Consider the following 13,684-nt stretch of genomic DNA (forward strand, 5'->3'; position numbering starts at 1 on the left):
ATTATTGTCACCTTGAAAATCTAAATGAAACAGTATTAAACTAACCATAATCTTAAGGTAGAAGGGGTTAGTTTAATTTTTGAAAAGATGTATATCAGTACATAATAATGTTGGAAAACACAGCAATATAGTTGACGATAATGAATTTGAAAAGTTAATTACAGATTTGAAACCATTAATCATTCGACGTATGAAAAGGTTTGGTTTTAAATACCATGATTTGGAAGATTTATATCAAGAGATACTAATAAAGATATATAGGGCAACTAAAACATTCGATTTTAAAGGTGAGCAACCATTCGTGAATTATGTTCAATGTTTAATCACTTCAGTTAAATACGATTACCTAAGGAAGTGTTTAGCATCTTCTAGAAGAATGGATAGTTTAGTAAATGAATATAAAGTTATATATCCTTGTGCATTAAAGTATCATGACATTGAAAGAAACTATTTAAATAAACTGAATGTCAGAGAGTTGATTTGTCAATTTAAATATTTAAGTGCATTTGAAAAAGAAGTAATGTATTTTATATGCGACCAATATAAACCAAGAGAGATTGCCCAATTGATGAATGTTAAAGAAAAAACTATTTATAATGCAATTCAACGGTGTAAAAGTAAAATAAGACAGCATTTTAAAATGTATTAAAATTCAGTACAGTAAAAGGGTTAAATAAGCGCGCGATTGTTCTTGGATAGTTTGACATTTGTTATAAATTTTATGTATAGTATACTGGTATTATAATGAATAAAGGTGAAGTATTGTGAGGAAAATACCTTTAAATTGTGAGGTTTGTGGCAATAGAAATTACAATGTTCCTAAGCAAGAAGGCTCGGCAACAAGATTAACTTTAAAGAAATATTGTCCGAAATGTAACGCGCACACAATTCATAAAGAATCGAAATAAATACATTCAAAATAATACTTTGAAAATATGTTCAAAGGATTTGGAGGTTGAACAGATGGCTAAAAAAGAAAGTTTCTTTAAAGGCGTTAAGTCTGAAATGGAAAAAACAAGTTGGCCGACGAAAGAAGAGCTATTTAAATATACTGTAATTGTAGTCTCTACTGTTATATTCTTCTTAGTCTTTTTCTATGCCTTAGATTTAGGGATTACAGCATTGAAAAATTTATTATTTGGTTAGAGGAGTGAAGACATGTCTGAAGAAGTTGGCGCAAAGCGTTGGTATGCAGTGCATACATATTCTGGATATGAAAACAAAGTTAAAAAGAATTTAGAAAAAAGAGTAGAATCTATGAATATGACTGAACAAATCTTTAGAGTAGTCATACCGGAAGAAGAAGAAACTCAAGTAAAAGATGGTAAAGCTAAAACAACGGTTAAGAAAACATTTCCTGGCTATGTTTTAGTGGAATTAATAATGACGGACGAATCTTGGTATGTAGTTAGAAATACGCCAGGTGTTACTGGGTTTGTTGGATCTGCTGGTGCAGGATCAAAACCAAATCCATTATTGCCAGATGAAGTACGTTTTATTCTAAAACAAATGGGACTTAAAGAAAAAACAATCGATGTAGAACTCGAAGTTGGTGAACAAGTCCGTATTAAATCTGGTCCGTTTGCAAATCAAGTTGGTGAAGTTCAAGAAATTGAAACAGATAAGTTTAAGTTAACAGTTTTAGTAGATATGTTTGGACGTGAAACACCAGTTGAAGTTGAATTTGACCAAATTGAAAAGCTTTAATTTAATATTAAAGTAATTAAACTAACCAAAAGATAAAAAAGAGTATTGATTTTTTAATTAGAAAAGTGTTAAAATTATGTGGTCGCGCTTTTAGAGCGCCCATTTCGTCACGAAATGTTAAGAGTGGGAGGGCAAAACTGAGCCCTGTGACCACATCACGATATCAAGGAGGTGCACATCGTGGCTAAAAAAGTAGATAAAGTTGTTAAATTACAAATTCCTGCAGGTAAAGCGAATCCAGCACCACCAGTTGGTCCAGCATTAGGTCAAGCAGGTGTGAACATCATGGGATTCTGTAAAGAGTTCAATGCACGTACTCAAGATCAAGCAGGTTTAATTATTCCGGTAGAAATCAGTGTTTATGAAGATCGTTCATTTACATTCATTACAAAAACTCCACCGGCTCCAGTATTACTTAAAAAAGCGGCTGGTATTGAAAAAGGTTCTGGTGAACCAAACAAAACTAAAGTTGCTACAGTAACTAAAGATCAAGTACGCGAAATTGCTAACAGCAAAATGCAAGACTTAAACGCTGCAGACGAAGAAGCAGCTATGCGTATTATCGAAGGTACTGCACGTAGTATGGGTATCGTTGTAGAATAATAATTCGAATATTAAATTTGATTAAAAGATTTAAACGATGAAGCAGATAACAGAGATAATAATGATGAATTATAAATATAATCTGTATGACTAGATTAATGATTGATTTATTCATAAGATTAGTTCTTCTGTTGTCTGCTCTTAACTTGCATCAAGCAAGTAATGTGGGAGGAAATTCCGCTAAAACCACTAAAGGAGGAACTATAAATGGCTAAAAAAGGTAAAAAGTATCAAGAAGCAGCTAGTAAAGTTGACCGTACTCAGCACTACAGTGTTGAAGAAGCAATTAAATTAGCTAAAGAAACAAGCATTGCTAACTTTGACGCTTCTGTTGAAGTTGCATTCCGTTTAGGAATTGATACACGTAAAAATGACCAACAAATCCGTGGTGCAGTAGTGCTACCAAACGGAACTGGTAAATCACAAAGTGTATTAGTATTCGCTAAAGGCGACAAAATTGCTGAAGCTGAGGCAGCAGGTGCTGACTTCGTAGGTGAAGCAGAATACGTTCAAAAAATCCAACAAGGTTGGTTTGACTTCGATGTAGTAGTTGCTACACCAGACATGATGGGTGAAGTTGGTAAATTAGGTCGTGTATTAGGACCTAAAGGTTTAATGCCAAACCCTAAAACTGGAACTGTAACAATGGATGTTAAAAAAGCTGTTGAAGAAATCAAAGCTGGTAAAGTAGAATACCGCGCTGAAAAAGCTGGTATCGTACATGCATCAATTGGTAAAGTTTCATTCACTGATGAGCAATTAATCGAAAACTTCAATACTTTACAAGATGTATTAGCTAAAGCTAAACCATCATCTGCTAAAGGTACTTACTTCAAATCTGTTGCTGTAACTACAACAATGGGTCCTGGAGTTAAAATTGATACTGCAAGTTTTAAATAATAAATGAGATAAATGATTACAGGCTGAAAGAAATTACTTTCAGTCTGTAAAAATATATTGACAATGAGTGGTTTACAAGTTATATTACTTATTGTGATTATTTTACCTAAGACAGTAGGAGTTATTTATAACTTAAAATTTATCCTACCGAGGCTAAAATTGACTTGAACGTGATGATTAATGATCTTTCAAGCACTTTTTGCCGTAGGTAGAAAGTGCTTTTTTTATTAATTTTAAAAAAAGCACCAAAAATTTAAATGGAGGTGTCTGAATGTCTGCTATCATTGAAGCTAAAAAACAATTAGTTGATGAAATTGCTGAGGTACTATCAAATTCAGTTTCAACAGTAATCGTTGACTATCGTGGGTTAACAGTAGCTGAAGTTACTGACTTACGTTCACAATTACGTGAAGCTGGTGTTGAGTATAAAGTGTACAAAAACACTATGGTACGTCGTGCAGCTGAAAAAGCTGGTATCGAAGGCTTAGATGAATTCTTAACAGGTCCAACTGCTATTGCAACTTCTAGTGAAGATGCTGTAGCTGCAGCGAAAGTAATTTCTGGATTTGCTAAAGATCATGAAGCATTAGAAATTAAATCAGGCGTTATGGAAGGCAATGTTATTACAGCAGAAGAAGTTAAAACTGTTGGTTCATTACCTTCACACGATGGTCTTGTATCTATGCTTTTATCAGTATTACAAGCTCCTGTACGCAACTTCGCTTATGCGGTTAAAGCTATTGGAGAACAAAAAGAAGAAAGCGCTGAATAATTTTTAGCGTAAAAAAACTTAAAAATAATGGAGGAATTATAAAATGGCTAATCATGAACAAATCATTGAAGCGATTAAAGAAATGTCAGTATTAGAATTAAACGACTTAGTAAAAGCAATTGAAGAAGAATTTGGTGTAACTGCAGCTGCTCCAGTAGCAGTAGCAGGTGCAGCTGGTGGCGCTGACGCTGCAGCTGAAAAAACTGAATTTGACGTTGAGTTAACTTCAGCTGGTTCATCTAAAATCAAAGTTGTTAAAGCTGTTAAAGAAGCAACTGGCTTAGGATTAAAAGATGCTAAAGAATTAGTAGACGGAGCTCCTAAAGTAATCAAAGAAGCTTTACCTAAAGAAGAAGCTGAAAAACTTAAAGAACAATTAGAAGAAGTTGGAGCTACTGTAGAATTAAAATAATTCTAGTATCTTAAACTTAATAGTCAAAGTTTTATAACAACCATAGCCAATGTGGATGATTGTTATAATGAAATGATTCTTTGAGAAATTAAAACCCCGTTATTTTGATAACGGGGTTTTATTCATGTAAACACGTAATGTAATGTTATAATAATGACGAGTTACAAAATGAAGATGAGGTGGAATAATGAGTCATTACTATGATGAAGATCCGAGTGTAAGTAGCAATGAACAACAAATCCAATATCAAGTGAATCATCATCTTATCCATTTAATTACTGACAATGGCGTTTTTTCAAAAGATCGAGTAGACTACGGCTCAGACGTTCTCATTAAAACTTTTTTAAAAGCGCACCCGCCTGGACCAAGCAAAAGAATAGCTGATGTTGGTTGTGGATATGGTCCTATAGGTTTGATGATTGCAAAAGTATCTCCACACCATACGATTACTATGCTTGATGTAAATCACAGGGCACTTACTTTAGTTGAAAAAAACAAAAAATTAAATGATATTGAGAATGTGATTGTAAAAGAAAGTAATGCTTTAACTGCGGTAGAAAATGAAAGTTTAGACTTTGTATTGACTAATCCACCGATAAGGGCAGGTAAAGAGACTGTACATCGTATTTTCGAACAAGCATTTTATAAATTGGATGCAAATGGAGAACTATTTGTTGTGATACAAAAAAAACAAGGCATGCCATCTGCAAAGAAAAAAATGGAAGCACTTTTTGGAAATGTAGAGGTACTGAATAAAGATAAAGGATATTATATTCTAAGAAGTATAAAAGCTTGAAAAGAATTCGATATTCTGTTATAGTTATATAATGTAAAAATTTATGTTCAATAAGTGTGTACTTTTACGTTAAATAGATAAGTTAATTAGGAATGAATATAGAATCGAAAATGGTGTCATCATTAGTGTTGCCGTTTTCTTTTTGTCTTTTTATTAATATGCTTATGTTATTTAGCTAAAAGCGGATCACATAATTTTTGAGGGGTGAATCTGTTTGGCAGGTCAAGTTGTCCAATATGGAAGACATCGTAAACGTAGAAACTACGCGAGAATTTCAGAAGTATTAGAATTACCAAACTTAATAGAAATTCAAACTAAATCTTACGAGTGGTTCCTTAGAGAAGGTTTAATCGAAATGTTTAGAGACATTTCGCCAATTGAAGACTTTACTGGTAATTTATCATTAGAATTTGTGGATTACCGTTTAGGAGAACCAAAATATGATTTAGAAGAATCTAAAAACCGTGACGCTACTTATGCTGCACCTCTTCGTGTAAAAGTGCGTCTAATAATTAAAGAAACTGGTGAAGTTAAAGAGCAAGAAGTTTTCATGGGTGATTTCCCATTAATGACTGATACTGGTACGTTCGTAATCAATGGTGCTGAACGTGTAATCGTATCTCAATTAGTTCGTTCACCATCCGTTTATTTTAATGAAAAAATCGACAAAAATGGTCGCGAAAACTATGATGCAACAATAATTCCTAACCGTGGTGCATGGTTAGAATATGAAACAGACGCAAAAGATGTAGTCTATGTTCGTATCGATAGAACACGTAAATTACCTTTAACAGTATTATTACGTGCATTAGGTTTTTCAAGTGATCAAGAAATTGTTGACCTTTTAGGTGACAATGAATATTTACGTAATACTTTAGAGAAAGATAGCACTGAAAACACTGAACAAGCGTTATTAGAAATCTATGAACGTTTACGTCCAGGTGAACCACCAACGGTTGAAAATGCTAAGAGTCTATTGTATTCACGTTTCTTCGACCCAAAACGCTATGATTTAGCAAGCGTAGGTCGTTATAAAACAAACAAAAAATTACATTTAAAACATCGTTTGTTCAATCAAAAATTAGCTGAGCCAATTGTTAATACTGAAACTGGAGAAATTGTTGTTGAAGAAGGTACGGTACTTGATCGTCGCAAACTAGATGAAATCATGGATGTTCTTGAATCAAACGCAAACAGTGAAGTGTTTGAATTACATGGTAGTGTTATTGATGAACCTGTTGAAATTCAATCTATCAAAGTTTATGTACCTAATGATGATGAAGGTCGTACTACAACAGTTATTGGTAATGCTTTCCCTGATTCGGAAGTTAAATGTATTACGCCAGCAGATATTATCGCTTCAATGAGTTATTTCTTTAACTTATTAAGTGGTATTGGATATACAGATGATATCGACCATTTAGGTAACCGTCGATTACGTTCAGTTGGGGAATTATTACAAAACCAATTCCGTATCGGTTTATCAAGAATGGAAAGAGTTGTACGTGAAAGAATGTCAATTCAAGACACAGAATCTATCACACCTCAACAATTAATTAATATTCGTCCTGTAATTGCATCTATTAAAGAATTCTTTGGTAGCTCTCAATTATCACAATTCATGGACCAAGCTAACCCATTAGCTGAGTTAACGCATAAACGTCGTCTATCAGCTTTAGGACCGGGTGGTTTAACACGTGAACGTGCTCAAATGGAAGTACGTGACGTTCACTATTCTCACTATGGTCGTATGTGTCCAATTGAAACACCTGAGGGACCAAACATTGGTTTAATTAACTCATTGTCTAGTTACGCACGTGTAAATGAATTTGGATTCATTGAAACACCATACCGTAAAGTAGACTTAGATACGCATGCAATTACTGATCAAATTGACTATTTAACTGCTGACGAAGAAGATAGCTATGTGGTAGCACAAGCGAACTCTAAATTAGATGAAAATGGTCGTTTCATGGATGATGAAGTAGTTTGTCGTTTCCGTGGTAACAATACAGTTATGGCTAAAGAAAAAATGGATTACATGGATGTATCTCCTAAACAGGTAGTTTCAGCAGCGACTGCATGTATTCCATTCTTAGAAAACGATGACTCTAACCGTGCATTGATGGGTGCGAACATGCAACGTCAAGCAGTACCTTTGATGAATCCAGAAGCACCTTTTGTTGGTACTGGTATGGAACACGTTGCAGCACGTGACTCTGGTGCAGCTATTACAGCTAAGCATAGAGGCCGTGTCGAACATGTTGAATCTAATGAAATCCTTGTACGTCGTCTTGTTGAAGAAAATGGCGTTGAACATGAAGGTGAATTAGATCGTTATCCTTTGGCTAAATTTAAACGTTCAAACTCAGGTACATGTTACAACCAACGTCCAATCGTTGCTGTTGGAGATGTTGTTGAGTACAACGAAATCTTAGCAGATGGCCCATCTATGGAATTAGGTGAAATGGCATTAGGAAGAAACGTTGTTATCGGTTTCATGACTTGGGATGGTTATAACTATGAGGATGCCGTAATCATGAGTGAAAGACTTGTAAAAGATGATGTATATACATCTATTCATATCGAAGAATATGAATCAGAAGCTCGTGACACTAAGTTAGGACCTGAAGAAATCACAAGAGATATTCCTAATGTTTCTGAAAGTGCACTTAAAAACTTGGATGATCGTGGTATCGTTTATGTTGGTGCAGAAGTTAAAGATGGAGATATTTTAGTTGGTAAAGTAACGCCTAAAGGTGTGACTGAATTAACTGCTGAAGAAAGATTACTACATGCAATCTTTGGTGAAAAAGCACGTGAAGTTAGAGATACTTCATTACGTGTTCCTCACGGTGCTGGTGGTATCGTTCTTGATGTAAAAGTGTTTAATCGTGAAGAGGGTGATGATACGTTATCACCTGGTGTAAACCAATTAGTACGCGTATACATCGTTCAAAAACGTAAAATTCATGTTGGTGACAAAATGTGTGGTCGACATGGTAACAAAGGTGTAATCTCTAAGATTGTTCCTGAAGAAGACATGCCTTACTTACCAGATGGGCGTCCAATTGATATCATGTTAAACCCACTTGGTGTACCATCTCGTATGAATATCGGACAAGTATTAGAGCTACACTTAGGTATGGCTGCTAAAAATCTTGGTATTCATGTTGCATCACCTGTATTCGATGGTGCCAACGATGACGACGTATGGTCAACGATTGAAGAAGCTGGTATGGCTCGTGATGGTAAAACTGTACTTTATGATGGACGTACAGGTGAGCCTTTTGACAATCGTATTTCAGTAGGTGTTATGTACATGTTGAAACTTGCGCACATGGTTGATGATAAATTACATGCACGTTCAACAGGACCATACTCATTAGTTACACAACAACCACTTGGTGGTAAAGCACAATTCGGTGGACAACGTTTCGGTGAGATGGAGGTATGGGCACTTGAGGCATATGGTGCTGCATACACATTACAAGAAATCTTAACTTATAAATCTGATGATACAGTAGGACGTGTGAAAACATACGAAGCTATTGTTAAAGGTGAAAATATCTCTAGACCAAGTGTTCCAGAATCATTCCGAGTATTGATGAAAGAATTACAAAGTTTAGGATTAGATGTAAAAGTTATGGATGAACAAGATAATGAAATCGAAATGACAGACGTTGACGACGATGATGTTGTAGAACGTAAAGTAGATTTACAACAAAACGATGCTCCTGAAACACAAAAAGAAGTTACTGATTAATACGCAATTTACAAAATTCGGCAACAAAGATACTAAACTGAATAATATAAATGATTCAGTTTAGTACTTTTAGCCATTTTAAATAAATGCAAATCAATCAAATAGCACAGCTAATCTAAATTGAAGGAGGTAGGCTCCTTGATTGATGTAAATAATTTCCATTATATGAAAATAGGCTTAGCTTCACCTGAAAAAATCCGCTCATGGTCATTTGGTGAGGTTAAAAAACCTGAAACAATCAACTACCGTACATTAAAACCTGAAAAAGATGGTCTATTCTGTGAAAGAATTTTCGGACCTACAAAAGACTGGGAATGTAGTTGTGGTAAATACAAACGTGTTCGCTACAAAGGCATGGTCTGTGACAGATGTGGTGTTGAAGTAACTAAATCTAAAGTACGTCGTGAAAGAATGGGACACATTGAACTTGCTGCTCCAGTTTCACACATTTGGTATTTCAAAGGGATTCCAAGTCGTATGGGATTGTTGCTTGATATGTCACCAAGAGCATTAGAAGAAGTTATTTACTTTGCTTCTTATGTTGTTGTAGATCCAGGTCCAACTGGCTTAGAAAAGAAAACTTTATTATCTGAAGCTGAATTCAGAGAATACTATGATAAATACCCTGGTCAATTTGTTGCTAAAATGGGTGCAGAAGGTATCAAAGATTTACTTGAAGAGATTGATCTAGACGAAGAACTTAAATTATTGCGTGACGAGTTAGAATCAGCTACTGGACAAAGACTTACTCGTGCAATTAAACGTTTAGAAGTTGTTGAATCATTCCGTAACTCAGGTAATAAACCTTCATGGATGATTTTAGACGTACTTCCAATCATCCCGCCAGAAATTCGTCCAATGGTTCAATTAGATGGAGGACGTTTCGCAACAAGTGACTTAAATGATTTATACCGTCGTGTAATAAACCGAAATAATCGTTTAAAACGTTTATTAGATTTAGGTGCACCTGGTATTATCGTTCAAAATGAAAAACGTATGTTACAAGAAGCAGTTGATGCTTTAATTGACAATGGTCGTCGTGGACGTCCAGTTACTGGTCCAGGTAACCGTCCGTTGAAATCTTTATCACATATGTTAAAAGGTAAACAAGGTCGTTTCCGTCAAAACTTACTTGGTAAGCGTGTTGACTATTCAGGTCGTTCGGTTATCGCTGTAGGTCCAAGCTTAAAAATGTATCAATGTGGTTTACCTAAAGAAATGGCACTTGAGCTATTTAAACCTTTTGTTATGAAAGAATTAGTTCAACGTGAAATTGCTACTAACATTAAAAATGCTAAGAGTAAAATCGAACGCATGGATGACGAAGTATGGGATGTTTTAGAAGAAGTGATTAGAGAACACCCAGTTTTACTTAACCGTGCGCCAACACTTCACAGATTAGGTATTCAAGCATTTGAACCGACATTAGTTGAAGGTCGTGCAATTCGTCTTCATCCACTTGTAACAACAGCTTATAATGCTGACTTTGATGGTGACCAAATGGCTGTTCACGTTCCGTTATCAAAAGAAGCTCAAGCTGAAGCAAGAATGTTAATGTTAGCTGCACAAAACATCTTGAATCCTAAAGATGGTAAACCAGTAGTAACACCATCTCAGGATATGGTACTTGGTAACTATTACCTTACTTTAGAAAGAAAAGATGCAGTAAATACAGGTGCAATCTTTAATAATACAAATGAAGTATTAAAAGCATATGCAAATGGATTTGTTCATTTACACACAAGAATTGGTGTACATGCAAGCTCATTTAACAATCCTACATTTACTGAAGAACAAAACAAAAAGATTCTTGCTACTTCAGTAGGTAAAATTATTTTCAATGAAATTATTCCAGATTCATTCGCTTATATAAATGAACCTACGCAAGAAAACTTAGAAAGAAAAACACCTGATAGATATTTCATCGATCCTACGACATTAGGAGAAGGTGGCTTAAAAGAATACTTTGACAAAGAAGAGTTAATTGAACCATTCAATAAAAAATTCTTAGGTAATATCATTGCCGAAGTATTCAATAGATTTAGTATCACTGATACATCAATGATGTTAGACCGTATGAAAGACTTAGGTTTCAAATTCTCATCTAAAGCTGGTATTACAGTAGGTGTTGCTGATATCGTTGTATTACCTGATAAGCAACAAATCCTTGATGAACATGAAAAACTAGTCGACAGAATTACAAAACAATTCAATCGTGGTTTAATCACTGAAGAAGAAAGATATAATGCAGTTGTTGAAATTTGGACAGATGCAAAAGATCAAATACAAGGTGAATTGATGCAATCACTTGATAAAACAAACCCAATCTTCATGATGAGTGATTCAGGTGCCCGTGGTAACGCTTCTAACTTTACACAATTAGCTGGTATGCGTGGTTTAATGGCTGCGCCATCAGGTAAAATTATCGAGTTACCAATTACATCTTCATTCCGTGAAGGTTTAACAGTACTTGAGTACTTCATCTCAACTCACGGTGCGCGTAAAGGTCTTGCCGATACAGCACTTAAAACAGCTGACTCAGGATATCTTACTCGTCGTCTTGTTGACGTGGCACAAGATGTTATTGTTCGTGAAGAAGACTGTGGTACAGATAGAGGTTTATTAGTTTCTGATATTAAAGAAGGTACAGAAATGATTGAGCCATTTATCGAACGTATCGAAGGTCGTTATTCTAAAGAAACAATTCGTCATCCTGAAACTGATGAAGTAATCATTCGTCCTGACGAATTAATTACACCTGAAATCGCTAAGAAAATTACAGATGCTGGCATCGAACAAATGTATATCCGTTCAGCCTTTACATGTAATGCGAGACACGGTGTTTGTGAAAAATGTTACGGTAAAAACCTTGCGACTGGTGAAAAGGTTGAAGTTGGTGAAGCAGTTGGTACAATCGCTGCACAATCAATTGGTGAACCAGGTACGCAGCTTACAATGCGTACATTCCATACAGGTGGGGTAGCCGGTAGCGATATCACTCAAGGTCTTCCTCGTATCCAAGAAATTTTCGAAGCACGTAACCCTAAAGGTCAAGCAGTGATTACGGAAATCGAAGGGGTAGTTGAAGATATTAAATTAGCAAAAGATAGACAACAAGAAATTGTTGTAAAAGGTGCTAATGAAACAAGATCATACCTAGCTTCAGGTACTTCAAGAATTATTGTAGAAATCGGTCAACCAGTACAACGTGGTGAAGTATTAACTGAAGGTTCTATTGAACCTAAGAATTACTTATCAGTTGCTGGATTAAATGCTACTGAAAGCTACTTATTAAAAGAAGTACAAAAAGTTTACCGTATGCAAGGGGTAGAAATCGACGACAAACACGTCGAGGTTATGGTTAGACAAATGTTACGTAAAGTAAGAATTATTGAAGCAGGTGATACGAAGTTATTACCAGGTTCATTAGTAGATATTCATAACTTTACAGATGCAAACAGAGAAGCATTTAAACACCGTAAGCGTCCAGCAACAGCTAAACCAGTATTACTAGGTATTACGAAAGCATCACTTGAAACAGAAAGTTTCTTATCTGCAGCATCATTCCAAGAAACAACTAGAGTACTTACAGATGCAGCGATTAAAGGTAAACGTGATGACTTACTAGGTCTTAAAGAAAACGTAATTATTGGTAAATTAATTCCAGCAGGTACTGGTATGAGACGTTATAGTGACGTTAAATACGAAAAGACTGCTAAACCAGTTGCTGAAGTTGAAACTCAAACAGAAGTGACTGAATAACATTTATATAACAGAGGCTAATTCGTTAGCCTCTTGTTATTTTTATGTAAATTATTTGATTTAATGTTGACGAATTCTGTTGTTCAATGTTAATATATTAAAAGTTGATGCAAGCAGAACTTTGGAGGATAAGTTATTGTCTAAGGAAAAAGTTGCACGCTTTAACAAACAACATTTTGTAGTTGGTCTTAAAGAAACGCTTAAAGCGTTAAAGAAGGATCAAGTTACATCTTTGATTATTGCTAAAGACGTAGAAGTATATTTAATGACTCGCGTGTTAAGCCAAATCAATCAGAAAAATATACCTGTATCATTTTTCGAAAGCAAGCATGCTTTAGGCAAATATGTAGGTATTAATGTCAATGCGACAATTGTTGCATTGATTAAATGAGAATTAGTAAGTATCTTTACTTACTAAATTTTATTTAACTTAAAAATGAACCACCTGGATGTGTGGGATTAAAAAGTGAAGAGAGGAGGACATATCACATGCCAACTATTAACCAATTAGTACGTAAACCAAGACAAAGCAAAATCAAAAAATCAGATTCTCCAGCTTTAAATAAAGGTTTCAACAGTAAAAAGAAAAAATTTACTGACTTGAACTCACCACAAAAACGTGGTGTTTGTACTCGTGTAGGTACAATGACACCTAAAAAACCTAACTCAGCGTTACGTAAATATGCACGTGTGCGTTTATCAAACAACATTGAAATCAACGCATACATCCCTGGTATCGGACATAACTTACAAGAACACAGTGTTGTACTTGTACGTGGTGGACGTGTAAAAGACTTACCAGGTGTGCGTTACCATATCGTACGTGGTGCACTTGATACTTCAGGTGTTGACGGACGTAGACAAGGTCGTTCATTATACGGAACTAAAAAACCTAAAAACTAAGCATTTAGTTCATAGCTAAATCTTACAATTAAAATATTTAATATAAGGAAGGGAGGATTTACA

13 protein-coding genes and 1 other annotated feature are annotated in these 13,684 nt (G+C 35.0%); all 13 genes read left to right on the top strand.

From position 1 onward, the window contains the following. The first annotated feature begins 79 nt into the window (after nucleotides 1-79). The 13 genes from SAMSHR1132_RS02555 (at nucleotide 80) to rpsL (ending at nucleotide 13,621) form a co-directional block, all read left to right on the top strand. Nucleotides 80-649, top strand: coding sequence for a sigma-70 family RNA polymerase sigma factor (locus SAMSHR1132_RS02555; RefSeq protein ID WP_000817291.1), 570 nt, complete (start codon nucleotides 80-82; stop codon nucleotides 647-649). 115 nt (nucleotides 650-764) lie between these two features. Continuing rightward, nucleotides 765-908, top strand: coding sequence for a 50S ribosomal protein L33 (rpmG, locus tag SAMSHR1132_RS13705; protein WP_014373786.1), 144 nt, complete (start codon nucleotides 765-767; stop codon nucleotides 906-908). A gap of 55 nt (nucleotides 909-963) precedes the next feature. Next, a complete protein-coding gene (secE, locus tag SAMSHR1132_RS02560; protein WP_001074473.1) occupies nucleotides 964-1,146 on the top strand; it encodes a preprotein translocase subunit SecE in 183 nt (60 codons plus the stop codon). A gap of 12 nt (nucleotides 1,147-1,158) precedes the next feature. Then, the gene (nusG, locus tag SAMSHR1132_RS02565; RefSeq protein WP_001288299.1) at nucleotides 1,159-1,707 is read left to right on the top strand and encodes a transcription termination/antitermination protein NusG; all 549 of its coding nucleotides are present in this window, start codon (nucleotides 1,159-1,161) and stop codon (nucleotides 1,705-1,707) included. A gap of 180 nt (nucleotides 1,708-1,887) precedes the next feature. Next, entirely contained in the window at nucleotides 1,888-2,310 is a 423-nt protein-coding gene (rplK, locus tag SAMSHR1132_RS02570) for a 50S ribosomal protein L11 (RefSeq protein WP_001085792.1), read from the top strand. Nucleotides 2,311-2,517: 207 nt separating this feature from the next. Then, nucleotides 2,518-3,210 carry a 50S ribosomal protein L1 gene (gene rplA / locus SAMSHR1132_RS02575; RefSeq protein WP_001074615.1) on the top strand — a complete coding sequence of 231 codons (693 nt, stop codon included), beginning with the start codon at nucleotides 2,518-2,520 and terminating at the stop codon, nucleotides 3,208-3,210. 87 nt (nucleotides 3,211-3,297) lie between these two features. After that, nucleotides 3,298-3,444: a sequence feature (ribosomal protein L10 leader region), on the top strand. A gap of 37 nt (nucleotides 3,445-3,481) precedes the next feature. Then, nucleotides 3,482-3,982 carry a 50S ribosomal protein L10 gene (gene rplJ, locus SAMSHR1132_RS02580; RefSeq protein WP_001273087.1) on the top strand — a complete coding sequence of 167 codons (501 nt, stop codon included), beginning with the start codon at nucleotides 3,482-3,484 and terminating at the stop codon, nucleotides 3,980-3,982. 43 nt (nucleotides 3,983-4,025) lie between these two features. Continuing rightward, nucleotides 4,026-4,394, top strand: a complete 369-nt coding sequence (gene rplL / locus SAMSHR1132_RS02585) for a 50S ribosomal protein L7/L12 (protein WP_001273586.1) — start codon at nucleotides 4,026-4,028, stop codon at nucleotides 4,392-4,394. 187 nt (nucleotides 4,395-4,581) lie between these two features. After that, nucleotides 4,582-5,190, top strand: coding sequence for a class I SAM-dependent methyltransferase (locus SAMSHR1132_RS02590; RefSeq protein WP_000020309.1), 609 nt, complete (start codon nucleotides 4,582-4,584; stop codon nucleotides 5,188-5,190). A 214-nt stretch (nucleotides 5,191-5,404) separates the two neighbouring features. Next, nucleotides 5,405-8,956, top strand: a complete 3,552-nt coding sequence (gene rpoB, locus SAMSHR1132_RS02595; RefSeq protein WP_000918683.1) for a DNA-directed RNA polymerase subunit beta — start codon at nucleotides 5,405-5,407, stop codon at nucleotides 8,954-8,956. 165 nt (nucleotides 8,957-9,121) lie between these two features. Further along, nucleotides 9,122-12,718 (top strand): DNA-directed RNA polymerase subunit beta', encoded by a 3,597-nt coding sequence (gene rpoC, locus SAMSHR1132_RS02600; RefSeq protein ID WP_078377644.1) that lies wholly within the window; start codon nucleotides 9,122-9,124, stop codon nucleotides 12,716-12,718. Between the two features lie 136 nt (nucleotides 12,719-12,854). Beyond that, nucleotides 12,855-13,109, top strand: a complete 255-nt coding sequence (locus tag SAMSHR1132_RS02605) for a ribosomal L7Ae/L30e/S12e/Gadd45 family protein (protein ID WP_000031894.1) — start codon at nucleotides 12,855-12,857, stop codon at nucleotides 13,107-13,109. A 98-nt stretch (nucleotides 13,110-13,207) separates the two neighbouring features. Further along, a complete protein-coding gene (gene rpsL / locus SAMSHR1132_RS02610; protein ID WP_001142337.1) occupies nucleotides 13,208-13,621 on the top strand; it encodes a 30S ribosomal protein S12 in 414 nt (137 codons plus the stop codon). The last annotated feature ends 63 nt before the right edge of the window (nucleotides 13,622-13,684 follow it).

Source organism: Staphylococcus argenteus (assembly GCF_000236925.1).
Classification (GTDB): domain Bacteria; phylum Bacillota; class Bacilli; order Staphylococcales; family Staphylococcaceae; genus Staphylococcus; species Staphylococcus argenteus.

What these genes read in the sequence shown, in the direction of transcription:
- secE (WP_001074473.1), top strand. Translation starts at nt 964, where the DNA reads ATGGCTAAAAAAGAAAGTTTCTTTAAAGGCGTTAAGTCTGAAATGGAA.
- nusG (WP_001288299.1), top strand. Translation starts at nt 1,159, where the DNA reads ATGTCTGAAGAAGTTGGCGCAAAGCGTTGGTATGCAGTGCATACATAT.
- rplA (WP_001074615.1), top strand. Translation starts at nt 2,518, where the DNA reads ATGGCTAAAAAAGGTAAAAAGTATCAAGAAGCAGCTAGTAAAGTTGAC.
- rplJ (WP_001273087.1), top strand. Translation starts at nt 3,482, where the DNA reads ATGTCTGCTATCATTGAAGCTAAAAAACAATTAGTTGATGAAATTGCT.
- rplL (WP_001273586.1), top strand. Translation starts at nt 4,026, where the DNA reads ATGGCTAATCATGAACAAATCATTGAAGCGATTAAAGAAATGTCAGTA.
- SAMSHR1132_RS02590 (WP_000020309.1), top strand. Translation starts at nt 4,582, where the DNA reads ATGAGTCATTACTATGATGAAGATCCGAGTGTAAGTAGCAATGAACAA.
- rpoC (WP_078377644.1), top strand. Translation starts at nt 9,122, where the DNA reads ATGAAAATAGGCTTAGCTTCACCTGAAAAAATCCGCTCATGGTCATTT.
- rpsL (WP_001142337.1), top strand. Translation starts at nt 13,208, where the DNA reads ATGCCAACTATTAACCAATTAGTACGTAAACCAAGACAAAGCAAAATC.